This is a genomic window from Streptomyces sp. NPDC002835 (genome assembly GCF_053591995.1).
In genome coordinates this window covers 205,768-229,087 of sequence record NZ_JBSFUW010000006.1, presented here as the reverse complement: position 1 = coordinate 229,087, position 23,320 = coordinate 205,768, and the positions used below count along the sequence as shown (strand labels likewise).

Annotated in this window: 20 protein-coding genes and 1 riboswitch; of the genes, 14 read left to right on the top strand and 6 right to left on the bottom strand. The window is 71.6% G+C overall.

The window, feature by feature from the left end:
• Positions 1 to 36: 36 nt before the first annotated feature.
• On the top strand, positions 37 to 912 hold the full coding sequence (locus ACWD01_RS09420; RefSeq protein ID WP_451159777.1) for an RNA polymerase sigma factor SigF: 876 nt from the start codon (positions 37 to 39) through the stop codon (positions 910 to 912).
• A 200-nt stretch (positions 913 to 1,112) separates the two neighbouring features.
• Here the strand turns inward: ACWD01_RS09420 and ACWD01_RS09415 are convergent, their stop codons facing one another.
• Positions 1,113 to 1,520: an ATP-binding protein gene (locus ACWD01_RS09415; RefSeq protein ID WP_451159775.1), complete on the bottom strand. Its 408-nt coding sequence runs from the start codon at positions 1,518 to 1,520 to the stop codon at positions 1,113 to 1,115.
• A gap of 402 nt (positions 1,521 to 1,922) precedes the next feature.
• Here ACWD01_RS09415 and ACWD01_RS09410 point away from each other — a divergent pair, with 402 nt between their 5' ends.
• Both ACWD01_RS09410 and ACWD01_RS09405 read left to right on the top strand, forming a co-directional pair.
• Complete coding sequence (locus ACWD01_RS09410; protein WP_451159880.1) at positions 1,923 to 3,404, top strand: amino acid permease; 1,482 nt, start codon at positions 1,923 to 1,925, stop codon at positions 3,402 to 3,404.
• 10 nt (positions 3,405 to 3,414) lie between these two features.
• Positions 3,415 to 3,870, top strand: a complete 456-nt coding sequence (locus ACWD01_RS09405) for an Lrp/AsnC family transcriptional regulator (protein WP_356898307.1) — start codon at positions 3,415 to 3,417, stop codon at positions 3,868 to 3,870.
• A 17-nt stretch (positions 3,871 to 3,887) separates the two neighbouring features.
• Here ACWD01_RS09405 and ACWD01_RS09400 read toward each other — a convergent pair whose 3' ends face one another.
• Positions 3,888 to 4,409, bottom strand: a complete 522-nt coding sequence (locus ACWD01_RS09400) for a hypothetical protein (protein ID WP_451159878.1) — start codon at positions 4,407 to 4,409, stop codon at positions 3,888 to 3,890.
• 384 nt (positions 4,410 to 4,793) lie between these two features.
• Between ACWD01_RS09400 and ACWD01_RS09395 the strand changes: the two genes are divergently transcribed.
• Positions 4,794 to 5,588 carry a carbon-nitrogen hydrolase family protein gene (locus ACWD01_RS09395; protein WP_451159773.1) on the top strand — a complete coding sequence of 265 codons (795 nt, stop codon included), beginning with the start codon at positions 4,794 to 4,796 and terminating at the stop codon, positions 5,586 to 5,588.
• A 55-nt stretch (positions 5,589 to 5,643) separates the two neighbouring features.
• The gene (locus tag ACWD01_RS09390) at positions 5,644 to 7,356 is read left to right on the top strand and encodes a flavin monoamine oxidase family protein (protein WP_451159771.1); all 1,713 of its coding nucleotides are present in this window, start codon (positions 5,644 to 5,646) and stop codon (positions 7,354 to 7,356) included.
• 55 nt (positions 7,357 to 7,411) lie between these two features.
• Here the strand turns inward: ACWD01_RS09390 and ACWD01_RS09385 are convergent, their stop codons facing one another.
• From ACWD01_RS09385 to ACWD01_RS09375, 3 genes are all read right to left on the bottom strand, one after another.
• Positions 7,412 to 8,140 (bottom strand): DUF5995 family protein, encoded by a 729-nt coding sequence (locus ACWD01_RS09385; RefSeq protein WP_451159769.1) that lies wholly within the window; start codon positions 8,138 to 8,140, stop codon positions 7,412 to 7,414.
• An 83-nt stretch (positions 8,141 to 8,223) separates the two neighbouring features.
• The gene (locus ACWD01_RS09380; RefSeq protein ID WP_451159767.1) at positions 8,224 to 9,642 is read right to left on the bottom strand and encodes a uracil-xanthine permease family protein; all 1,419 of its coding nucleotides are present in this window, start codon (positions 9,640 to 9,642) and stop codon (positions 8,224 to 8,226) included.
• Positions 9,643 to 9,948: 306 nt separating this feature from the next.
• Positions 9,949 to 11,163, bottom strand: a complete 1,215-nt coding sequence (locus ACWD01_RS09375; RefSeq protein ID WP_451159765.1) for an MFS transporter — start codon at positions 11,161 to 11,163, stop codon at positions 9,949 to 9,951.
• An 88-nt stretch (positions 11,164 to 11,251) separates the two neighbouring features.
• Between ACWD01_RS09375 and ACWD01_RS09370 the strand changes: the two genes are divergently transcribed.
• Positions 11,252 to 12,553: an ROK family transcriptional regulator gene (locus ACWD01_RS09370; RefSeq protein ID WP_451159763.1), complete on the top strand. Its 1,302-nt coding sequence runs from the start codon at positions 11,252 to 11,254 to the stop codon at positions 12,551 to 12,553.
• A 144-nt stretch (positions 12,554 to 12,697) separates the two neighbouring features.
• Positions 12,698 to 14,821: a SpoIIE family protein phosphatase gene (locus tag ACWD01_RS09365; protein WP_451159761.1), complete on the top strand. Its 2,124-nt coding sequence runs from the start codon at positions 12,698 to 12,700 to the stop codon at positions 14,819 to 14,821.
• A gap of 169 nt (positions 14,822 to 14,990) precedes the next feature.
• On the opposite strand, the gene ACWD01_RS09360 is transcribed toward ACWD01_RS09365, so the two are convergent.
• Positions 14,991 to 17,321 (bottom strand): chitinase C-terminal domain-containing protein, encoded by a 2,331-nt coding sequence (locus tag ACWD01_RS09360; protein WP_451159759.1) that lies wholly within the window; start codon positions 17,319 to 17,321, stop codon positions 14,991 to 14,993.
• Positions 17,322 to 17,616: 295 nt separating this feature from the next.
• A riboswitch (FMN riboswitch) is annotated at positions 17,617 to 17,747 on the top strand.
• A gap of 152 nt (positions 17,748 to 17,899) precedes the next feature.
• On the opposite strand from ACWD01_RS09360, the gene ribD reads away from it, so the two are divergent.
• From ribD to hisG, 7 genes are all read left to right on the top strand, one after another.
• A complete protein-coding gene (gene ribD / locus ACWD01_RS09355; RefSeq protein ID WP_451159757.1) occupies positions 17,900 to 18,991 on the top strand; it encodes a bifunctional diaminohydroxyphosphoribosylaminopyrimidine deaminase/5-amino-6-(5-phosphoribosylamino)uracil reductase RibD in 1,092 nt (363 codons plus the stop codon).
• A 1-nt stretch (position 18,992) separates the two neighbouring features.
• The gene (locus ACWD01_RS09350) at positions 18,993 to 19,601 is read left to right on the top strand and encodes a riboflavin synthase (protein WP_451159755.1); all 609 of its coding nucleotides are present in this window, start codon (positions 18,993 to 18,995) and stop codon (positions 19,599 to 19,601) included.
• 5 nt (positions 19,602 to 19,606) lie between these two features.
• Entirely contained in the window at positions 19,607 to 20,251 is a 645-nt protein-coding gene (locus tag ACWD01_RS09345; RefSeq protein ID WP_356898342.1) for a nicotinamide mononucleotide transporter family protein, read from the top strand.
• Complete coding sequence (locus ACWD01_RS09340) at positions 20,248 to 21,537, top strand: bifunctional 3,4-dihydroxy-2-butanone-4-phosphate synthase/GTP cyclohydrolase II (RefSeq protein ID WP_451159753.1); 1,290 nt, start codon at positions 20,248 to 20,250, stop codon at positions 21,535 to 21,537. The genes ACWD01_RS09345 and ACWD01_RS09340 overlap by 4 nt, the downstream gene beginning before the upstream one ends.
• A 57-nt stretch (positions 21,538 to 21,594) precedes the next feature.
• The gene (gene ribH, locus ACWD01_RS09335; protein ID WP_356898318.1) at positions 21,595 to 22,080 is read left to right on the top strand and encodes a 6,7-dimethyl-8-ribityllumazine synthase; all 486 of its coding nucleotides are present in this window, start codon (positions 21,595 to 21,597) and stop codon (positions 22,078 to 22,080) included.
• Positions 22,081 to 22,113: 33 nt separating this feature from the next.
• Positions 22,114 to 22,386: a phosphoribosyl-ATP diphosphatase gene (locus ACWD01_RS09330; protein WP_356898319.1), complete on the top strand. Its 273-nt coding sequence runs from the start codon at positions 22,114 to 22,116 to the stop codon at positions 22,384 to 22,386.
• Between the two features lie 69 nt (positions 22,387 to 22,455).
• Entirely contained in the window at positions 22,456 to 23,304 is an 849-nt protein-coding gene (gene hisG / locus ACWD01_RS09325) for an ATP phosphoribosyltransferase (protein ID WP_451159751.1), read from the top strand.
• The last annotated feature ends 16 nt before the right edge of the window (positions 23,305 to 23,320 follow it).

The window sequence follows — 23,320 nt, the reverse complement described above, 5'->3', positions numbered from 1 at the left end:
CTCCTTCGCACTGACATCGGAGCAGGGGAGGACGAAGTGTCCACGGCGAGCACGGTCCCGACCGAACTCACGCAGCCCGGAGTGCAGCGCCCCGACATGGCGGCGCTGGACCTCCCGGCGGTGGAGAACCCGGGGGAGGTTGCACCCAAGGACGCACGTGAGATTTCGAAAGCCTTCTTCGTGCGGCTGGCTTCCCTCGAGGAGGGCACCCACGAGTACCAGTACGTGCGCAACACCCTCATCGAGTTGAATCTGGCCCTGGTCAAGTACGCGGCGGGCCGCTTCCGCAACCGCGCGGAACAGATGGAGGACATCGTCCAGGTCGGCACGATCGGCCTGATCAAGGCGATCGACCGGTTCGAGCTGACCCGCGAGGTGGAGTTCGCGACGTTCGCCGTCCCGTACATCGTCGGAGAGATCAAGCGGTTCTTCCGCGACACGAGCTGGGCCGTGCACGTGCCGCGCCGGCTCCAGGAGCTGCGGATCGACCTGGCCAAGGCGGTGGACGAGCTCTCCCAGAAGCTGGACCACACACCCACCACCGCGGAACTCGCGGAGCACCTCGGGATGGACGAGGAAGAGGTCATCGAGGGCGTCGTCGCGAGCAACGGCTACACGGCCGGTTCCATCGACATGCCCATGGACGACGCGTCGGACCACGCGGCGGTGCCGCTGTCCGACCGGCTCGGTGAGCCCGACGCCGAGCTGGAGACCGCGGAGAACGTGCAGGCGCTCAAGCCCCTGATCGAGGAGCTCGACGACCGCGACCGGCGGATCCTGCAGATGAGGTTCGGCGAGGAGATGACGCAGTCGGAGATCGGCGACGAGCTCGGCGTGTCACAGATGCATGTGTCCCGGCTGCTGTCGCGGATCACCGGGCGGCTGCGTGAGGGGCTGCTCGTCGTGGAGTGACCGTGGGGCCCCGCTGTCCGCAGCGGACTTCTTCCTGAGCCGGCCCCCGGCGGCGGACGCCGGAGGCCGGCTCGGGAGGCCTGAACCGATGCCCCCCACGGGCAGAAGCGGCGTCCTGCCGGGCAGGACGCCGCTTCTGCCGGCTGTCGGGTACCTCGTACGTGCGTGCGCCGCGACGACGTTCCTGCCGTGACGTTCCTTCAGTAGCCGGCGCCCGACGGCGCCGGGCGTACCCATGTCGCCCGGATGCTCTTGCCGCAGGGATACTGGCGGACCTCGACACGGCCCGCGAGCCGCTGCACCATGTGCCAGCCGAATCCGCCGCCGCCCGCGAAGTCCGGCTCCCGGGCGACCGGCGCCTGCGGGCTGGAGTCGTCCATCTGCACGAGCAGCATGTCGTGCCCCGCCGTCAGCCGCAGCCGCCACCATCCGGCCGTGTGGCGCACCGCGTTGGTGACGAGTTCGGAGACGACCAGCAGCACCGCGTCCGGGTCCACCCACGGGCAGTGCTGCAGCAGAAACTCCGCGGTCGCCGTACGGGCGCCCGCGCTGTGCCTGCTCTCCTCGTGCGGTGATTCCTCGATCACCACCTGGGGCTGTGCGTTCATCACGGCTCGCATACCCAGAAGTCGCAGAAGTATCAACCTCACGAACAGGTCGTGTCCCGTGGAGCCGCCGGCGGGGTCCCTGCGCCGCCCCGCCGCGTCCCGCATCGAACCGGCACGGGCCCGCCCGCACCTCAGCCGGCCGACTTCGTCGCCCGTGAGGCTTTCGTTCACCTCGGCGCAACGTTTCCCCATACCTCCGCCCCGTGCGCAATGATCGTCCGTAGTTGCGCAACAATGGTGCATTACGGGCTGAGTCTTCGAAACATAGGCTCAGGCCCCGTACCAGGAGTGGCGGTGACCGTCAGCTCGGCGGTCTCGCCTTCGCACGGGCTTCTCTCGTGTGCCGACGGACACAGCCGGCTTTCGCCGCCGCCGACCCCGCAGCAGATGAAGGAGCCCGACGTGCTGGACCCCGGCGCAGCGCCACCCGCGACAGAACCATCGTCCGCCCCCGGCTCGGGCGCGCGCGCAGCGGGCGTCCTTGCCCGGCTGGCCCGGCGCAAGCCCGTCGAGCAGCTCGTCGCCGAGAGCGGCCAGGGCGAGGGCGGCGCGCTGCGCCGCTCGCTCTCGATGTGGCAGCTGACCATGATCAGCATCGGTGCCACGCTGGGCACCGGCATCTTCGTCGTCCTCGGCGAGGCCGTGCCCGAGGCCGGTCCCGCCGTGACGCTGGCCTTCGTCTTCGCGGGTCTCACGGCGCTGTTCTCGGCGCTGTCGTACGCGGAGCTGGCCGGCACGATCCCCGTCTCCGGCTCGTCCTACTCGTACGCCTACGCCACCCTCGGCGAACTCGTCGCCTGGATCTGCGGCTGGTGCCTGCTGCTGGAGTACGGCGTCTCCGTCGCCGCCGTCGCGGTCGGCTGGGGTGACTACCTGAACGAACTCCTCGACGGCACGATCGGTGTCACGCTTCCCGCCGCGCTCTCCGCGCCCCCCGGTGACGGCGGCCTGTTCAACCTGCCGGCCCTGATCGTCGTGATGCTGGCGATGGTGTTCCTGCTGGGCGGCGCGAAGGAGTCCGCCCGCGCCAACACGATCATGGTCATGGTGAAGATCGCCGCACTGGTGCTCTTCTGCGTGATCGGTTTCCTCGGCTTCAAGTCCGGCAACTACGCCGACTTCATGCCGCTCGGCGTGCAGAGCATCGGCGCCGCGGGCGCGATCCTGTTCTTCTCGTACATCGGCTTCGACGCCGCCTCCACCGCGGGCGAGGAGGCCAGGAACCCGAAGCGCGACCTGCCCCGGGCGATCATGCTCTCCCTCGTCATCGTCACCGCCCTGTACGTGCTGGTCGCCACCGTCGCCGTGGGCGCCTGGGACTGGCGGAAGTTCGCGGGGTCGGAGGCGTCCCTCACCGCGATCATGGACGACGTCACCGGACAGTCGTTCTGGGGCACGCTGCTGGCCGCCGGCGCGGTGGTCTCCATCGCCAGCGTCGTCCTCACCGTCCTGTACGGGCAGACCCGCATCCTGTTCGCCATGTCCCGCGACGGCATGGTGCCCAAGGTCTTCGGCCGGGTGAGCGCCCGGACCGGCACACCGCGTGTCAACACCGTGATCGTCTCGCTGTTCTGCGGCGTTCTCGCCGCGGCGGTGCCGCTCGGTGAGCTCGTCAACGCGACCAGCATCGGCACCCTCTTCGCCTTCGCCCTGGTCAACGTCGCCGTCGTGGTGCTCCGCGTGACGAGGCCCACGATGGACCGCTCCTTCAAGGTGCCGTTCGGCCCGGTCTTCCCGGCCCTCGGCTTCCTCTGCTGCGGCTACAGCATGTACAGCCTCGACCTCGTCACCTGGAAGGTCTTCGGACTCTGGATGGCCGCCGGGCTCGTGTTCTACTTCCTGTACGGCTACCGCCGCTCCCGTCTGAACGCCGCAGAGAAGTGAACAGTCCGCAGTGACCCTGAACGATCTCGATGAGCGCATCGTCCACGCCCTGGCGGAGGACGCCCGCCGTTCCTACGCCGACATCGGCTCGATGGTGGGCCTCTCCGCCCCGGCCGTGAAACGCCGGGTGGACCGGCTGCGCGCGGAAGGCGCCATCACCGGCTTCACCGTGCGCGTCGACCCCAAGGCGCTCGGCTGGGCGACCGAGGGGTTCATCGAGATCTACTGCAGCCGCAACACATCGCCCGAGGCGATCGAGCGCGGCCTGAAGCGCTACCCGGAGATCGCGTCCGCGTCCACCGTGACCGGTGAGGCGGACGCGATCGTCCAGGTCTTCGCCTCCGACATGCGGCACTTCGAGCGGGTGCTGGAGCGGATCGCGGGGGAGCCGTTCGTGGAGCGCACCAAGTCGGTGCTGGTGCTCTCCCCGCTGCTGCGCCGCTTCTCGTCCGGCGCCCCCACGTAGCTCCGCGCAAACGGGCTCTACAGGACCGGCTTCCAGGGCAGCACGCGGAAGTCACCGGTGCCCCCTTTGACCGTCTCGAAGGGCGCGGAGCTCACGCACTTGGGCAGGTCCGGGGTCTCGGTGGGGTTTCCGGTGGACGCCCAGCTGTAGCCGAGCCGGTCCTTGTGCCCCGCGTCGTGGACCGTGACGCCGACCCGCTTGCCCTCCGCGCCCTCCAGGTCCGACTTCGTGATCACACCCGAGACGACGGCGACCTTGCCGCCGGTGACCAGGCAGTCGACCTCCGCCTCCGCGAACGCGCCCTCCCCGTCGAGGTAGTGGCTGAACCGGAACGTGCCGGTCGCCTTCGACGGATCGTCGTTGTGCTCGGCTGCCAGGTGCGCGTCGAAGGTGAAGGTGATGTCGTCGCCCAGCGAGCGGTACAGCTTGGCGGACCCGGTCAGCGACGCGGCCACGCGCTGCTTGCCGGCCGGGCGGTCCTCGCCGGCGGCGACGGCCGATCCGGCGGCGACGGCCGATCCGGCGGCGCCGGCCGTCATGAGCAGTGCCGCGCAGATCGCTGCGATCTTCGTACGGTGATGGACGGAACGGTTCACGGTTCCCCCTCGTCGAGTGTGCGGTTCGGACGCCCACCACTCTTGCGGCCGCCCGCCCCGCGCACATCGCACCGAAGGCTTCTCCGGCCTCCGCCCCGGGGATGGGGAGACCGGCTTCCGGGTAATCCCGGAGGCGTAATCGCCGTGCGACGCAGGGTGTATGGAACGGGTGGGCCCGTGCCCTGCGCAACGAATCGCCGGGGACCGGCCGGGGACGCAACGGATCGCCCGATCGCGTGCAACGGTGACGCCTTGTCCCGCCCGAGCGCCGGACCGTACCGTCATAGGCGTCTCCCTTTCATCCCCGCCCCATGCCCGAGGTCACCCATGCCCCTGCGCACCGCCCTGCTCCAGAGTTCCGGCCGACCGGGCTCGGTCGCCGAGAACCTGAAGGTGCTGGACGAGGCCGCGGGCCGGGCCGCCGGGGCCGGCGCGGGGCTGCTCGTCTGCCCCGAGCTGTTCCTGACCGGGTACGCGATCGGGGACGACGTCCCCGTGCTGGCCGAGCCCGCGGACGGGCCCGGCGCCGCCGCCGTCGCCGAGATCGCGGTGCACCACGGCATCGCGGTGCACTACGGCTACCCCGAGCGCGCGGGCGAGGCAGTCCACAACTCCGCCCAGCTGATCGACGCGTCCGGCGACCGCCTCGCGAACTACCGCAAGACGCATCTCTTCGGCTCCTTCGAGCAGCAGTGGTTCACCCCCGGGGACGAGCCCGTCGTCCAGGCAGACCTCGACGGCGTCCGCGTCGGCATGCTGATCTGCTACGACGTGGAGTTCCCCGAGAACGTCCGGGCCCACGCCCTGGCCGGCACCGACCTCCTCCTCGTCCCCACCGCGCTGATGCACCCGTTCCCCTTCGTGGCCGAATCCCTGGTTCCGGTCCGGGCGTTCGAGAGCCAGCTCTACATCGCGTACGCGAACCGGACCGGGCACGAGGGCGAGTTCGAGTTCACCGGCCTGAGCTGCCTCGCCGGCCCCGACGGCACCGCGCGCCCCCGCGCCGGCCGCGGCGAGGAGCTCGTGATCGGCGACGTCGACCCCGTACTGCTCGGCGCCTCGCGGGAGAACAACCCGTATCTCCGCGACCGCCGCCCCGGGCTGTACGGCTCCCTGAGCTGACGCCCCCCGAACCTCTCTCCCGCTTCATCAAGTTCGTGCAAGGAGTCCGTACCCCATGACGTCCACGGTGCCCACCACTGCCGTCCAGCACAGCGACGCCCAGCCGCCGATCACCATGTTCGGTCCGGACTTCCCGTACGCCTACGACGATTTCCTGGCCCACCCCGCGGGCCTCGGCCAGATACCGGCGAACGAGCACGGCGCCGAGGTCGCGGTCATCGGCGGTGGCCTCTCCGGCATCGTCGCCGCGTACGAGCTGATGAAGATGGGCCTGAAGCCCGTCGTCTACGAGGCCGACCAGATCGGCGGCCGGCTGCGCACCGTCGGCTTCGAGGGCACCGGCACGGACGGGCTGACCGCCGAGATGGGCGCGATGCGCTTCCCGCCGTCCTCCACGGCGCTCCAGCACTACATCGACCTCGTCGGCCTGACCACCGCGCCGTTCCCCAACCCGCTCTCGCCCTCCACGCCGTCGACCGTCGTCGACCTCAAGGGCGAGTCGCACTACGCGGAGAGCATCGACGACCTGCCGCAGGTCTACCGCGACGTGATGAACGCGTGGAACGCCTGCCTGGAGGAGGGCGCCGACTTCTCCGACATGAACCAGGCCATGCGCGAGCGCGACATCCCGCGCATCCGTGAGATCTGGGCCAGGCTCGTCGAGAAGCTGGACAACCAGACCTTCTACGGCTTCCTCTGCGACTCCGAGGCCTTCAAGTCCTTCCGGCACCGGGAGATCTTCGGCCAGGTCGGTTTCGGCACCGGCGGCTGGGACACCGACTTCCCCAACTCCATCCTGGAGATCCTGCGGGTCGTCTACTCCGAGGCCGACGACCACCACCGCGGCATCGTCGAGGGCAGCCAGCAGCTGCCGCTGCGCCTGTGGGAGCGCGAGCCGCAGAAGCTCGTCCACTGGCCGCTCGGCACCTCGCTGTCGTCACTGCACGACGGCACGCCCCGCCCGGCGGTGACCCGGCTGAACCGCACGGCCGGCAACCGGATCACCGTCACGGACGCGTCCGGCGACATCCGCACCTACCGGGCGGCGATCTTCACGGCCCAGTCGTGGCTGCTGCTCTCGAAGATCGCCTGTGACGACGCGCTCTTCCCCATCGACCACTGGACGGCGATGGAGCGCACCCACTACATGGAGTCGTCCAAGCTGTTCGTGCCGGTGGACCGGCCGTTCTGGCTGGACAAGGCCGTCGACGGCCAGGGCAACCCGACGGGGCGCGACACCATGTCGATGACCCTGACCGACCGGATGACCCGCGGCACGTACCTGCTGGACAACGGGCCCGACCAGCCGGCCGTCATCTGCCTCTCCTACACCTGGTGTGACGACAGCCTGAAGTGGCTGCCGCTGTCCGCGAACGAGCGGATGGAGGTCATGCTCAAGTCGCTCGGCGAGATCTACCCGAACGTCGACATCCGCAGCCACATCATCGGCAACCCGGTGACCGTGTCGTGGGAGAACGAGCCGTACTTCATGGGCGCGTTCAAGGCCAACCTGCCTGGCCACTACCGCTACCAGCGGCGGCTGTTCACCCACTTCATGCAGGACCGGCTGCCCGAGGACAAGCGCGGCATCTTCCTCGCCGGCGACGACATCTCGTGGACGGCGGGTTGGGCGGAGGGCGCCGTGCAGACCGCGCTCAACGCCGTGTGGGGCGTGATGGCCCACTTCGGCGGTACGACCGACCCGACGAACCCGGGCCCGGGCGACCTGTACGACGAGATCGCGCCGGTCGAACTGCCGGAGGACTGATCCGCGGACGGGTCCCTCCGCCCGTCGCGTAGTCCGCCCACGCCCTGCCGGGAGTTCACCGGCAGGGCGTAAGCAGACAGCGCCCCACCAGGCCGACGCCCGCGTCCAGGCGCTCGGCGAACTCCTCGGCCAGCTCCGGCGCCTCCCGCAGCCGCCACAGCAGCCGCGCCGCCGACCAGGCGCCGTCGCGTGCCCGATCGAGGCTCCACGAGCCCACGAGATGGGTCAGCGGATCGGCGATCTCCAGCAGGTCGGGGCCGGGCATCAGCTCCTCGCGGATGCGTTCCTCCAGCAGTACGAGGATGTCGCCGACCCGTTCGAACCCGGCTTCCAGACCGGCCGGTTCGCAGCCGAGCGCCCGGCAGGAGTCCACGACCGCGAGGGCCAGGTCGTGCCCGATGTGGGCGTTGATCCCGGCGAGCGCGAACTGCAGCGGCCGTACGCCGGGATGACGCCGGTACTGGAACAGCGGCCGCCAGCAGGCTGGCGGACGCCCGCCCGCCGCCGCGGTGTCCACGGCCGCCAGATAGCGGCGGGCGAAGAGCACACCGAGCGCCGCCACGGCCGACCGGTCCCGGAAGTGCCCGCCGTCGAGGTGCCGGGCGAACTCCTCGGTGACCGCGAGATAGACCCGGTTGAAGACCGCCAGCCCGTCCGCCGACGGCAGCTCCGAGCGCAGGGCGCGCATCCGCTCCACCACGGCGTCGACCGGCGAACCGCCCGCCGAATGGAACTCGGACGGGCCGTGGACCGTACGCACCGCGAACTCTTCCGTCTGCGCCATGGGGGAAGGGTGCCAGCCCCGGGGCCGCCGGTGCGGTGACGGGCCGGGGCTTCCCCGGAAAGAAGGACGTTTTTGCTGAGCGGCTACCGGCCGTTGGCCTCCGGTGCCTCTCGGCCGGCCGTCCCGTCGTACGAGGAGGTGCCGGCGTCCAGCAGGGCCTCCTCCTCCCGCATCCGCTCCTTCATGTGCGGGGGCGCGAAGGCGCGCAGCACGTGGTAGCCGGTGATGACGACGAGGGTGCCGAGTGCGATGCCGCCGAGCTCGAAGGTGTCGGTGATCTTCAGGCTGACGCCGCCCACGCCGATGACGATGCCCGCGGCGGCCGGCACCAGGTTCAGCGGGTTGCGCAGGTCCACCTTGGCGTTGATCCAGATCTGTGCGCCGAGCAGCCCGATCATGCCGTAAAGGATCACGGTGATGCCGCCGAGCACACCGCCGGGGACGGCGGCGACGACCGCTCCGAACTTGGGGCAGAGGCCGAACAGCAGGGCGAAGCCGGCCGCCGCCCAGTAGGCGGCCGTCGAGTAGACGCGGGTGGCGGCCATGACGCCGATGTTCTCGGAGTACGTGGTGTTCGGGGGCCCGCCGACGGCCGTGGAGAGCATCGAGGCGGCGCCGTCGGCGGCGATCGCGGTTCCCAGCTTGTCGTCGAGCGGGTCGCCGGTCATCTCGCCGACCGCCTTGACGTGTCCGGCGTTCTCCGCGATGAGCGCGATGACCACGGGCAGGGCGACCAGGATCGCCGACCACTCGAAGCTCGGGGCGTGGAACGACGGCAGTCCGATCCAGTCGGCCTGGCCGACCCCGGACAGGTCCAGCCGCCAGTGGTCCACGGCCTCCGCGCCTCCCGCGGGGGAGTGGATCTTCCCGAAAACCAGGTCCAGCACCCACGAGAGGACGTAGCCGAAGATCAGCCCGAGGAAGATCGCGACACGGGAGAAGAAGCCGCGCAGGCAGACCACCGCGAGCCCGGTGAACAGCATGACCAGCAGGGCGGTCCACTGGTCCTGCGGCCAGTAGGTGGACGCGGTCACCGGGGCGAGGTTGAAGCCGATCAGCATGACGACCGCGCCGGTGACGATCGGCGGCATCGTGGCGTGGATGACCCGCGCGCCGAAGCGCCGTACGGCCAGCCCCGCGAGGAAGAGCGCGGCGCCGACGACCAGCACCGCGCCCGTCACGGTGGCGCTGTCGCCGCCGGTGGCCCGGATGGTGGCGGCCACGCCGACGAACGACAGCGAGCAGCCGAGATAGCTGGGCACCCTGCCGCGGGTGGCGAGCAGGAAGATCACGGTCGCGACGCCGGACATCATGATCGCGAGGTTCGGGTCGAGACCCATGAGCACCGGCGCGACGAAGCTCGCCCCGAACATCGCGACCACGTGCTGCGCGCCGAGCCCCGCGGTGCGGGGCCAGGACAGCCGCTCGTCGGGTCGCACGACGGCGCCGGGAGCGGGGGTCCGCCCGTCGCCGTGCAGGGCCCAGCGCACGCCGAGGTTCACGGGCCGCTCCAATTCGTTCAGTCGTCAACGATCGGCGTCAATGGTAAGGGCCCGGACTCCCGCCGCTCCCCGCCCCCCTCGGAGAGGGCCGCGGGGCCCGACGGCCCGCTGGGACGCGTGGCGAGAGGCACCGCCCGGCCCGGCTCGTCCAGCCAGAAGCGTTGTCCGCCCGGCGAGACCGTCACGCCGAACCGCTCGCGCGCGGGGGAGCCGTGCTCCGTGAACCAGACGTGAGCCATCTCCACCGCGTCCCAGAGGGCGCCCGGACCCGGGCACGCCCCGGCCCGCGCCGGGGCGCGGGTCGTTTCAGAGGCGGGGGTCGTGGACCGCCGGGGTCGGCTCGGTGAGCTTCAGGCTCTGCCGGCCCGCCGAGCGCAGCACCCCCGCGCCCAGGACCAGGCCCACCGCCAGCAGGGTCACCAGGCCGAAGGACACCACCAGGCTCGTCACGTCGGCGACCGCGCCGATGGCCGACGGGGCGATCAGGCCGGAGGTGTAGGTGATCGTGGCGACGCCGGCGATCGCCTGGCTCGGGTTCGGGCCGCTGCGCCCGGCCGCCGCGAAGGCCAGCGGGACGACCACGGCGACGCCGAGGCCGATGAGCGCGAAGCCGGACATGGCGAGCGCCGGATGCGGGGACAGGACCACCAGCAGTCCGCCGATCGTCGCCAGCACGCCTCCGGTCCGTACGGTCCGCACCGGCCCGAAGCGGTCCACGATCCGGTCGCCGGCGAGCCGGGCCACGGCCATCGTCAGCGCGAACGCCGTGGTGGAGGCGGCCGCGAGCCCCGGCGAGGTGTCCAGTACGTCGCGCAGGTAGACCGCCGACCAGTCCAGGCTGGCGCCCTCCGCGAAGACCGCGCAGAAGCCGACCGCGCCGATCACCACCGCCGACTTCGGCGGCAGCGCGAACCGGGGCGGCGGCTCGTCCCCGGCGGCGCTGCGCACGTCCAGTACGCCCTGGCAGGCGATCAGGCCGAGGACGGTCAGCGTCAGGGCGGCCAGTACGTGGTGCAGCCGGGCGTCGCTGCCCAGGTGCGCGGCGACGGTGCCGCCCGCCGAGCCGATGAGCGCGCCCGCGCTCCACATGCCGTGCAGCCCGGACATGATCGACCGGTCGAGGCGGTTCTCGGTCTCGACGCCCAGGGCGTTCATCGCCACGTCGGACATGCCCGAGGTCGCCCCGTAGACGAAGAGCGCCCCGCACAGGGTGAGCAGGTTCGGTGCGAACGCCGGCAGGACCAGGCTCAGCGTCCACAGGGCGAGCAGGCCGCGCAGCGCCGTGCGCGCGCCGAAGCGGTGGCTGACGGCGCCGGCCAGCGGCATCGCGACGGAGGCGCCGAGCGCCGGGAAGGCGAGGGCGAGGCCGAGTTGGCCGGCGCTCACCCCGGCATGGTCCTGGATCCAGGGAATGCGGGTCGCGAAGCTGCCGGTCACCGCCCCGTGCACACAGAAGACGGCGGCCACGGCGAAGCGGGCGCGCCTCAGTCGACGGAGCCCGGCCGTCGGTTCGCTGGACATGCGGAAACCCCTCCCCGAGAACGTGAGCGGTAAACTATCAGGAACCCTGCCTGATAGATGAGCGATTTACATCTGGAAGGATTCCGGCATGCCCGCATCCCCGAGCACCGCCCGGGCCATCAACGACCGGCTCGCCCTGGAACTCCTCCAGCGGGAAGGCCCGTTGACGGCAGGCCAGCTGAAGACCATGACCGGCCTCTCCCGGCCCACCGTCGCCGACCTGGTGGAGCGCCTCCAGGAGTCCGGCCTCATCCGGGTGGTCGGCAAGGCGGGTTCGGAGCGCCGCGGGCCGAACGCCCGGCTCTACGGGATCGTCGCCGACCGCACTCACCTCGCGGCGCTCGACGTACGAACCGACAGCGTGTCCGTCGTCGTCGCGGACCTGCTCGGCAGGCGCCTGGCCGAGGCGTCCCTGCCGATCGGCGACGCTTCCGACCCCGGCCCGGCCGTGGAGCGCGCCGCCGCCCTCGTGGAGCGCACCGCCAAGGACGCCGAAGCCGCGCAGCACACGACCCAGGGCGCCGGAGCCGCCCAGCGCACAGGCCGGGGCGCCGGGGCCGCCACCCTGCACAGCGTCTGCGTCGGCGCGCCCGGCCTCATCGACCCGTCGACCGGCGAACTCCGCGACACCACCGGCCTGCCGGCCTGGCACCGGATGCTCGTGGCCGCCCTCCAGGAACGGCTGCCCGCCCGGGTGATCGTCGAGAACGAGACCAACCTCGCGGCCGTCGCCGAACAGCGCCTGGGCGCCGCGAGCGACCGTGACTCCTTCGCCTTCCTCTGGCTGGGCCACGGAGTCGGTGCGGGAATCTTCCTCGACGGCCGGCTGCGCAGGGGCGTGTCCGGCGGCGCGGGCGAGATCGGTTTCCTCCCGGTGCCGGGCACCTCGGGCATCCCCTCGGCCGTCGACTGCGCGGGCGGCTTCCACTCGCTGGCCGGGTCGGCGGCGATCTGCGAACTCGGGGAGCGGTACGGTCTCGCCGCCGGGGCGGCGGCACAGGAACCGCCCGCGGCGGGCGTCGTCAGGGCAGCCGTGGCCGAGGGCCGCCACGACTTCCTCGACGCCCTCGCCGACCGCCTGGCCCTCGCCGCCGCCGCCGTCGCCGCGGTCCTGGACCCCGGGTGCGTCGTCCTCGGCGGCGAGACCGGCCACGCGGGCGGCGAGCCCCTGGCGTCGCGTGTCGAGGCGAGGGCCGCCCGTCTCTCACCGCTGCGGACGCGGGTGCGCGCGGGCGCCCTCGGCGGCGCCGCCGTCCTGAGCGGCGCCCTGCTGACGGCGGGGGAGGCGGCGCGGGGCGAACTGTTCGGGGGAAGTACGGGAAGTACGGGAGGTACGGGAGGTACGGAAAGGACCGGAAGCACGGGCAGCGCGGGAGGCGCGAGGCGGTGAGACGCCGGGGCCGTCCGTACCCGGGCGCGTGCTGCGCCGTGGGCGTAACGTCCCTGTATGAGGGGTTCGGGTCATGCGGGCTGATCGCGTCGCCCGTCCGGCGCCCGGACGGCGTTTGTGGACCTCTGACGCCGGAGGTGTGCTGTGACCAGGCCGGATGAACCAGCAGCCGGCGGGGGCGCCGTGTGCGCGGCGCTGGTGGAGACGGTACGCCGGACCGGCGCGGGAGTCGGCGCTCTGTTTCTGCTGACGCCGGACGAGCAGGTGCTGTGCCTGGACGTGCTGTGCGGCGTGCCGGCCGGCTTCGCCGATCCCTGGAGCAGGGTCCCGCTCTCCGCGCCCGCCCCGGTGGCAGATGCGGTCCGCGAGGAGCGGCTGGTCTGGATGGGCAGCCACGAGGAGCTGGCCCGCTCCTATCCGCGCAGCGCGGTGGCGCTGCGCTTTCCGCTCGCGCTCGTCGCCGCGCCCGTCACCGGGGTCCGGCGCTGGGGAGCGCTGCTGCTGATGTGGCCGGCCGGCCACCCGAACCGCATGACCCGGCGTGAGCAGGGTCATGTCGCCACGAGCTGCCGCCGCCTGGCACGGCTGCTGGACGAAGCGGCCGAGTCCGGCCGGCCGCGCGTCTGCGGGGACCGCCCGCGAGTGCTGCCGATCGAGACCGGACACCGGGACACCCGGCCGCCGCTGGCCGCGGCCGACTTCGCGGAGCGCCTGCCCGGCGGTTCCTGCGCGCTCGACCTGCAAGGACGCTTCGCCTTCATCACTTCCGGCGCCGCCGAGCTGCTGGGCCGCAGCGCGGAGCAGCTGATGGGCACGCTGCCGTGGCAGTCGTTGCCCTGGCTGGACGATCCCGTCTACGAGGACCGTTACCGCACGGCCGTGCTCAGCCGCCGGCCCGTGTCCTTCACGGCCCGCCGGCCGCCGGACCGCTGGCTGGACTTCCACCTCTACCCCGATGTCAGCGGCATCAGCGTCCGCGTCGTGCCCACCGGGGCCGCGCCGCCCGCGGCGCCGGCACCGCCTGTGCCCACGGCGGTCGCCACCCCGGCCCGGCCGGGGCAGCTCTACCAGCTGCTGCATCTCGCCGCCGCGCTGACCGAGGTCGTCGGGGTGCGGGACGTCGTCGACCTGGTGGCCGACCAGATCATGCCCGCCTTCGGCGCGCAGGGCCTCGTCCTGTCCGCCGCCGAGGGCGGCCGGCTGAAGATCACGGGGCACCGCGGTTACCCCGCGTCGGTCATCGAGCGACTCGACGGCCTGCCGCTCGACACCAGGTTCACCCCGGCCGGGCGGGCCCTGGCCAGCGGCATTCCCTCGTTCTTCGCGGAGCCGGGGGAGCTGGCCCGGAGCTATCCGGAGGCGCCGCAGGTCAGCGGGAAGCAGGCCTGGGCGTTCCTGCCGCTGATCGTCTCCGGCCGCCCGGTCGGCGTCTGCGTCCTGACGTACGACCGTCCCCATGTGTTCTCCGCGGAGGAGCGCGCCGTCATGACGTCGCTCGCGGGGCTCGTCGCCCAGGCGCTGGACCGCGCCCGCCTGTACGACACCAAGCACGAGCTCGCCCACGGCCTGCAGCAGGCCCTGCTGCCGCACAGCCTGCCCGACATCGACGGCCTCGACGTCGCGGCGCGCTATCTGCCCGCGACGCACGGCATGGACATCGGCGGGGACTTCTACGACCTGATCCCGCTGGGCGACACGGCCGCCGCGGCCGTCATCGGCGACGTGCAGGGCCACAACGTGGAGGCCGCCGCCCTCATGGGGCAGGTCCGTACCGCCGTCCACGCCTTCGCGAGCCTGGGCCCGCGCCCCGGGGAAGTGCTGTTTCGGACCAACCGGCTCGTCACCGAACTCGATCCCGGCCTGTTCAGCACCTGTCTCTACACCCACATCGACCTCGTGCGCGGCCGCGTGAGTCTGGCCAACGCGGGGCACCCGCCACCGCTGCTGCGGCTTCCCGACGGCCGTACGCGCCCGCTTCCGGTCCCCGCGGGACCGCCGCTGGGCGTTCTCGCGGGCGCTGCCTACCCCGTCACCGAGATCCCGCTGGTGCCGGGGACGACGCTCGTCTTCTACACCGACGGCCTCGTCGAGACGGCCGGCACCGATCTCGACGTGTCCATCGAGCGGCTCGCGGAGCGCTTCGCCCGGGCGGAGGACGACGACCTCGGCCGTGTCGTCGAGACGCTGGTGAGTCAGGTGCCGGCCGGGCGGCAGCGCGTCGACGACATCGCTCTCCTCGTCCTGCGCAGCCGCGCCGCGTCGGGCTGAGCGGCTCCCGCGCCGCGCCCGGTTGAGCGTGAAGCCGCGCCGCGCCCGGCTGAGCACGGGACCTCGCCGGGCCGAGCGTGGAGGGCGGACCGGTGCCGGAGCAGCGGCCCGCCGGGCCCGGCGGCGGCAAGGGCCGTCAACCGCCGCCGGGCTGTCACAGTGCGCGGTGTCAGCAGGGACCGAGGTCCTGCCAGACACCCCACTCACCGGTCGTACCGGGCTCCTCGCCCTTCGTCCACCATTTGGACTTCCACTGGTGCGACCCGTGGGACACGGTCGTCCCGCCGCCGTAGGCGGAGCCGGCGTCCCAGGCGGGCGCGGCGCAGTCACCGGGCGTGGGCGTCGGGGTCGGGGACGGGTCCGTGCCGCCTCCGGAGCCCGGTTCGACCAGGGTGGTGCCGCGTGCCAGGTCGCCCGCCAGGGCGTAGGTGGTGGCGCCGATGGTCACGGTCCAGTTGGAGGGCGTGGACACCGGCAGGTAGTAGTTGAACGCCAGGTCGACGGTCGCGCCCGGGGCCAGCGACTGCCAGGCCGGGAGCTTCAGCGACACCCGGTGGAAGTCGCCCTTCAGACCGCCGATGTTGTCGCCGGTGTGATCGCTCTTGATCACCTTGGTGCCGAAGCCCGACTGGTCCGAGGCGTTGGCCGGGGCCGCGGTCGCGTAGTCGAACTGGAACTCCGTGCCGCCCGGCAGCGTCGCGGAGGTGTTGTTGGTGATCTTCAGCTTGGGCGTGATCGGGTAGTTGGAGTCGCCCAGCTTGAACTCGGTGAAGTCCACGGCGATGTCCACCGCGTCGGTGGGCAGCGCGGTGTTGCTCTTCTTCGCCCCGTACGGCGCGGCCGACCTGAACTTCTCGTACATCGCCGTCGTCAGCGTGTCGCCGATCTCGTAGTGGCCCTTCGCCGCGTTCCAGTCGTAGTCGCCCGCGAGCTCCCAGACCATCGTGCCGCCGATGCCGCGGTCGACCACGTAGTCCGCCTTGGCGGCCACCGACTGCTCGTCCTCGGTGGAGAGGAAGACCTTCTTCTCGGCGTTCCACAGCCACGGCGCGACGAGCGTGGAGTCGTACTTGCGCACGTAGGTGCCGGTCAGCCGGGTGTCCGCGGGGAAGCCGTAGCGCGTGACGTAGTCGCCGACGATCCCCTTCTCCAGGTTCTTGGCGTGCCACATCGGGTTGGAGCCCGCCGGGGACTCGTTGCCGTTGTCGTCCTTGTCGTGCCAGAGGTTGTCGATGCCGACGGCGCCGTCACCGCACTTGGTCAGGCCGGAGCCGGCCGGGCAGGAGGTCGCGGCCGCCCTGCCCCACAGGCCGTCCGTGCCGCCCTGCACGTTCTTGTGGCCGCGGGTGTAGTAGGGCAGACCGATGTTGATCCGGCCGGCCGGCATGGAGCCGCGGAAGTAGTGGTACGCCCAGTCGGTGTTGAGGTAGCCGACGCCGCCGTACTGCGCGCTGCCGTAGACGTTCGCCGAGGCCAGTTCGGCGTCCCTGCCGTCGTCGAAGAGCGAGGCGTTCGGGCCGACGTACTCGTTCCAGGCGCCGTGCAGGTCGTACGACATGATGTTGACGTAGTCCAGGTACTTCTGGACCTGGAAGGTCTCCATGCCGCGCAGCAGATAGCCGGAGGACGGTGCGGCGACGGTCAGCAGGTAGTGCCTGCCGTCGGCGGCCCCGGCCCGGTCGAGCTTCTGGCGCAGGGTCTTCATCAGCGCCGCGTAGCCCTTGTTGAGGCCGGCCCGGCGGGCGTTGGAGACGGGGAAGTCGGCCGGGTGGCCGGCGTCCTTCATCGACGTCGGGTACTCGTAGTCGATGTCGACGCCGTTGAAGCCGTACTTCTTGATGAAGGCGACGGCCGAGTCGGCGAAGGTGTCGATGCCCGCCTGGTTGACCGAGCCGTCGGCGTTGGTGGCCATCGTGTAGAAGCCGCCGGAGTCCACCCGGTCGCCGTTGTCGTCGAAGTAGCCGCCAGTCTCCGCCCAACCGCCGACGGAGATCAGCGTCTTGACGTCAGGGTGCTGCTTCTTGAACTTGTTCAGCAGATTGAAGTGGCCCTTGTACGGCAGCGCCGGGTCCATCTCGGCCCCGGCGACGCCCGGCCAGGTCATGCCGGTCGCGGCGTTCTTGGCGCTGTCGGCACCCACCGAGAGCCGGTTGGCCGAGTCGATGTGCCCGAAGGCGTAGTTGATGTGGGTGACCTTGTCCCACGGGATGTCGGAGGCGAGGTAGGCGGGGGCGCCGTCCTTGCCGGTGCGCCAGCCGGTGAAGTAGCCGATGACCCGGCGCTGGTGGTCCGCGCCCATCTTCTCGCGGCCCTCGGCGTCGTAGACCGAGCAGTACGGGACGTCGACGCCGGGGGTCGCGTAGAGCCCGTCGGGCCGGCAGTTCTCCTGTGACGCGGCGTGGGAGACGCCGGGGGAGAGCACGCCGGCCAGCAGCGCGGCCGCGGCGGCGCCGGCCGCGAGCAGGGACGCCCCGGCTCTGGTGCGGGTGGGGGACTGCACGATCGGTTCCTCCTGGTGGGGATCCCCTGTATCGCCCGCCAGAAGCACAGGGGGTTTGGCCTGCCCAACTGGCGAATGGAGAAAAGGGGTTGGCCGTGGTGTGCGCAGACCGGCGGGCCTGGTCCGCGGAGGTGCCGCAGACATTAAAAGGACTAGACCAGTGCGTCAATAGGTCTGGACCAGTTCCAGGTGAATGTGACGCCGGGTGATGCGATGTGCGCGCATGTGACTGAGTCCACAGAAGTCACCCGCATGGCTGAGCGCGCGGCGTGGCACACTGTCCCTGTATCAGCAGCAGCGCACTCCGGGGTCGGTGCAATTCCGAACCGGCGGTTACAGTCCGCGACCCGTCCGCAGCCAGCGGCCGGTTGACCAGGTGAAATTCCTGGACCGACGGTTAAAGTCCGGATGGGAGGCAGTGCGCGGCGGGTGTCACCGTCAGGTGCGTCGGCCGTCTGTCGATCGCCGTGCACGATCCGGCGACCGGCTTTCCGGCCTCGGCGTTCCCCTGGTGCCGTTCCCGCTCTCTGTCGTACCGACAGGCCCCGGAGTCCGTGCCCCAAGAGGCAGGAGAACCGGTGGCCACCGCAGCCGACACGGACGCCATGCGCCGGGCGATCACGCTCGCCGCCCGCGGACTCGGCTCCACCAGCCCCAACCCGGTCGTCGGATGCGTCATCACGGACGCCTCGGGACATGTGGTCGGCGAGGGCTTCCACCAGCGCGCCGGCGGACCGCACGCCGAGATCCACGCCCTGCGCGCGGCCGGCGTCCTCGCCCGCGGCGGCACCGCGTACGTCACCCTCGAGCCCTGCAACCACACAGGCCGCACCGGCCCCTGCGCCCAGGCGCTGACCGAGGCCGGGATCGCCCGCGTGGTCTACGCGGTCGCCGACCCGAATCCGCAGGCCACCGGCGGCGCCGACACCCTGCGCGCCGCGGGCGTCGAGGTCGAGCACGGCCTGCTGGAGGCGGAGGCCGAGGCGGGCAACATCGCCTGGCTCACCTCCGTACGCCTCGGCCGCCCGTACGTGACCTGGAAGTACGCCGCCACCCTGGACGGCCGGATCGCCGCCGCCGACGGCACCAGCCGCTGGATCAGCTCGCCCGAGTCCCGCGTCGACGTCCACCGGCTGCGGGCCGAGTCCGACGCGGTCGTGGTCGGCTCCGGCACCCTGCGCGCCGACGATCCTCAGCTGGCGGTACGGGGCGCCGAGGGCGTCACCCAGCCGCTGCGGGTCGCCGTGGACACCAACGCCACCGCGGTACGCCCCGGCGCGCGGATCCTGGACGACGCGGCGCCCACGCTCGTCGCGGTCGCCGACGACGCCCCGCCGCTGCCGTCCGCCGCGGCCGGCGCCACCGTCGTGCGGCTGCCGCGGGCCGAGCGCGGACTGTCGGTGCCCGCGCTGCTCGCGGCACTCCACGAGCGCGGCGTCCGCTCCGTACTCCTCGAGGGCGGCCCCACCCTCGCCGGCTCGTTCGTGGCCGCCGGGGCCGTCGACCGCGTCATCGGCTATCTCGCCCCCGTACTCCTCGGCGCGGGCCCCGCCGCCCTCGCCGGCGGCGGAATCACCACCATCACCGAAGCGTTGCGGCTCGACGTCACCGGGGCCGAGCGCATCGGCGCCGACCTGCGTGTCACCGCGACCGTCCCCAAGGGAGCCTGAAGTGTTCACCGGAATCGTCGAAGAACTGGGCGAGGTCACCGCCGTCGAGCACCTCGGCGACGCCTCCCGCTTCCGTCTGCGCGGCCCGATCGTCACCGAGAACGCGAAGCACGGCGACTCCATCGCCGTCAACGGCGTCTGCCTGACCGTCGTCGAGACCGCCGGCGGCGAGTTCACCGCGGACGTGATGGCGGAGACACTCAAGCGCTCCGGCCTCGGCGCGCTCGGCGCGGGCTCCCGCGTCAACCTGGAGCGGCCCACCGCGGTCGGCGCACGGCTCGGCGGCCACATCGTGCAGGGCCACGTCGACGGCACCGGCATGATCCTCGAGCGCACGCCCTCGGAGCACTGGGAGCTCGTGAGGGTCTTGCTGCCCGCCGAACTCGCCCGCTACGTCGTCCAGAAGGGCTCGATCACCGTCGACGGCGTCAGCCTCACCGTGGTCGAGGCGGGCGCCGACCACTTCACGATCAGCCTCATCCCCACCACCCTCGCCCTGACCACGCTCGGCCTCAAGAAGCCGGGCGACCCGGTCAACCTCGAGGTGGACGTCATCGCCAAGTACGTCGAGCGGCTGCTCGGCGCGCAGGAGCGGGAGAGTGCCGAGTGAGCTCCCTGGACTGGCTGAACGGCGAGGCCTTCACGGCCTTCGGTCAGCACATCAAGTGGTCCGACATGATCGGCAACATCATCGGGCTGCTCGCCCTCGCCCTCGGCTGGCGGCGCTCGATCTGGACCTGGCCCGCCCAGTTCCTCTCCGGCGTCATCCTCTTCGCCGCCTTCGCCACCTCCCATCTGACCGGCAGCGCCGGCAAGCAGGTCGTGGTCATGGCCGTGGCGGCCTGGGGCTACTGGCAGTGGTCCCGTGGCCGGCAGCAGGCCCAGGACGGCTCCGTCGCGGTCAGGTTCGCCACCTGGCGCGAGCGCGGCTACCTGGCCGGCGGCGCCGTCGTCGGCACCCTCGCCGTCGGAGGCCTCTTCACCCTCTACCCGTCACTGTCCTGGGACCCGTGGCCCGACGCGTACATCTTCGTCGGCACCCTCGTCGCGATGGTCGCCCAGGCCCGCGGCATGGTCGAGTTCTGGTTCGCCTGGCTGCTCGTCGACCTCGTCGGCGTGCCGCTCAACTTCGCCAACGGCTTCGCCTTCTCCGGCTTCGTCTACGTCGTCTACGGCGCGCTCGTCCTGTGGGGCATGCGCGACTGGTGGCTGCGTTCCCGCCGGAGCGGCCGGCCCTCTCTGGAAGGAGCTACGGCATGACCGCGCAGCCCGCCTGGTACCTGACCGACAGCGCCGAGGACCTCGCGCTCGACCCCGTCGAGCAGGCGGTCCGCGACATCGCGGCCGGCCGGCCCGTCGTGGTCGTCGACGACGAGAACCGCGAGAACGAGGGCGACCTCGTCATCGCCGCCGAGAAGGCCACCCCCGAGGTCGTCGCCTTCATGATGACCGAGTGCCGCGGCCTGATCTGCGCCCCGATGGAGAGCGACGAGCTGGAACGGCTCGAACTGCCCCAGATGGTGCAGCGCAACACCGAGTCGATGCAGACCGCCTTCACCGTCTCCGTCGACGCCGGACCCGCCTACGGGGTCACCACCGGCATCTCCGCGTCCGACCGCGCCACCACACTCCAGCTGCTGGCCGGCGGCACGGCCGGGCCCGCCGACTTCGTGCGCCCCGGGCACGTCTTCCCGCTGCGCGCCAAGGCCGGCGGAGTCCTCACCCGCCCCGGCCACACCGAGGCCGCCGTCGACCTCGCCCGCCTCGCGGGCCTGCGCCCAGCCGGCGCGATCGTCGAGATCGCCGGCGAGGACGGCGTGATGCTCCGGCTGCCCGAACTGGTCCCGTTCGCCCGCAAGCACGGCCTGACGATCATCTCCATCGAGGACCTGATCGCCTACCGCCGCAGCGCCGAACCGACCGTCAGGCGCGAGGCCGAGGTGCGACTGCCCACTGCCGCCGGTGAGTTCACCGCCTACGGCTACCGCTCCACCGTCGACGGCGTCGAGCACGTCGCCCTCGTCCACGGTGAGATCGGCGACGGCGAGGACGTCCTGGTGCGCGTCCACTCCGAGTGCCTCACCGGCGACATCTTCCACTCGCTGCGCTGCGACTGCGGCCCCCAGCTCCAGACCTCCATGGAGCGCGTCACCGAGGCCGGCCGGGGCGTCGTCGTCTATCTGCGCGGGCACGAGGGCCGCGGCATCGGACTGCTGTCCAAGCTGCGCGCCTACGAACTCCAGGAGCGCGGCAGGGACACCCTCGACGCCAACCTGGAGCTCGGACTGCCGGCCGACGCCCGCGACTACGCCGCCGGGGCGCAGATCCTCGCAGACCTCGGCGTGCGCAGCGTGCGGCTGATGACCAACAACCCCGACAAGTCCACCGCCCTCGTCCGGTACGGCATCACCGTCCTGGGACGCGAGCCGATGCCGGTCCTGGCGGGCGAGCACAACCTGACCTATCTGCGCACCAAGCGCGACCGGATGGGCCACGACCTGCCCTGGCTCGACGCGGCCCCCGCGACGACCTGCGGCAACCAGTAGCACGAACCGCGCGAGCAACCCGCGCGGCGAACGAAGCAAGAACGGCTAGGGAGAATCATGAGCGGCAAGGGTGCGCCCGAACTGTCCGTCCGCAACTGCGGCGACCTCCGGGTGGCGGTGATCGCGGCCCAGTGGCACGAGAAGGTCATGGACGGCCTCGTCGACGGCGCCCTGCGCGCACTGCACGAGCTCGGCATCGACGAGCCGACGCTGCTGCGCGTCCCCGGCAGCTTCGAGCTGCCCGTCGTCGCCAAGGTCCTCGCCGGCCGCGGCTACGACGCGATCGTCGCCCTCGGCGTCGTGATCCGCGGCGGCACACCGCACTTCGAGTACGTGTGCCAGGGCGTCACCCAGGGCCTGACCCAGGTCTCCGTGGACACCGGCGTCCCGATCGGCTTCGGCGTGCTGACCTGCGACACCGAGGAACAGGCCCTCGACCGGGCGGGCATCGAGGGCTCGAACGAGGACAAGGGCCACGAGGCCGTCACGGCCGCCGTGGCCACCGCGACCGTCCTGCGTTCAGTATCTGAACCCTGGCGCTGAGCAGCGGCCGCTTCCGCGTAGTCTGGGACCACCATGCCGAATAAGACGTTCGAGGAGCTCTTCGCCGAGCTCCAGCAGAAGGCCGCCGAGGGCGACCCCGCCACCTCCCGCACCGCCGAGCTGGTGGACAAGGGCGTCCATGCCATCGGCAAGAAGGTCGTCGAAGAGGCCGCCGAGGTGTGGATGGCCGCCGAGTACGAGGGCAAGGAAGCCGCCGCGGAGGAGATCTCGCAGCTGCTGTACCACGTCCAGGTGATGATGGTCGCCCGCGGGATCTCCCTCGACGACGTCTACGCCCACCTCTGAGCCAGCCCGCTCCGCACGCACGTAAAAAACCCGCGAACATCACCCACGCGAACGAAGGAAGCCCGTCTCATGCTGCGCATCGCCGTCCCCAACAAGGGTTCACTGTCCGGACCTGCGTCGGCGATGCTCCATGAGGCCGGCTACCAGCAGCGCAAGGAGTCCAAGGAACTCGTCCTCGTCGACCCCGAGAACGAGGTCGAGTTCTTCTACCTGCGCCCGCGCGACATCGCGATCTACGTGAGCTCCGGCAAGCTCGACATCGGCATCACCGGCCGCGACCTGCTGCTGGACTCCGGTGCGAACGCCGAGGAGATCCTCCAGCTCGGCTTCGCCCGCTCCACCTTCCGCTACGCCACCAAGCCCGGCACCGCGAACGGCGTGGCCGACTTCGGCGGGATGACGGTCGCCACCTCCTACGAGGGCATCGTCGCCAAGCACCTCGCCGACAGCGGCATCGACGCCTCCGTCGTCCACCTCGACGGCGCCGTAGAGACCGCGATCGAGCTGGGCGTCGCGCAGGTCATCGCCGATGTCGTCGAGACCGGCACCAGCCTGCGCAACGCCGGCCTGGAGGTCATCGGCGAGCCCATCATGACCTCGGAGGCCGTCGTCATCCGGCGCACCGGCGCCGACCCGGACGACGCCCAGGTGCAGCAGTTCCTGCGCCGCCTCCAGGGCGTCCTCGTCGCCCGCAGCTACGTGATGATGGACTACGACTGCCGGGTGGAGAACCTGGAGCAGGCCGTCGCCCTCACCCCCGGGCTCGAGTCGCCCACCATCTCCCCCCTGCACCACGAGGGCTGGGTCGCCGTCCGCTCCATGGTCGCCGCCAAGGAGGCCCAGCGGATCATGGACGACCTGTACGCCCTCGGCGCACGGGCCATCCTGACCACGGCCATCCACGCCTGCCGCCTCTGAGAGACGTACGACACAC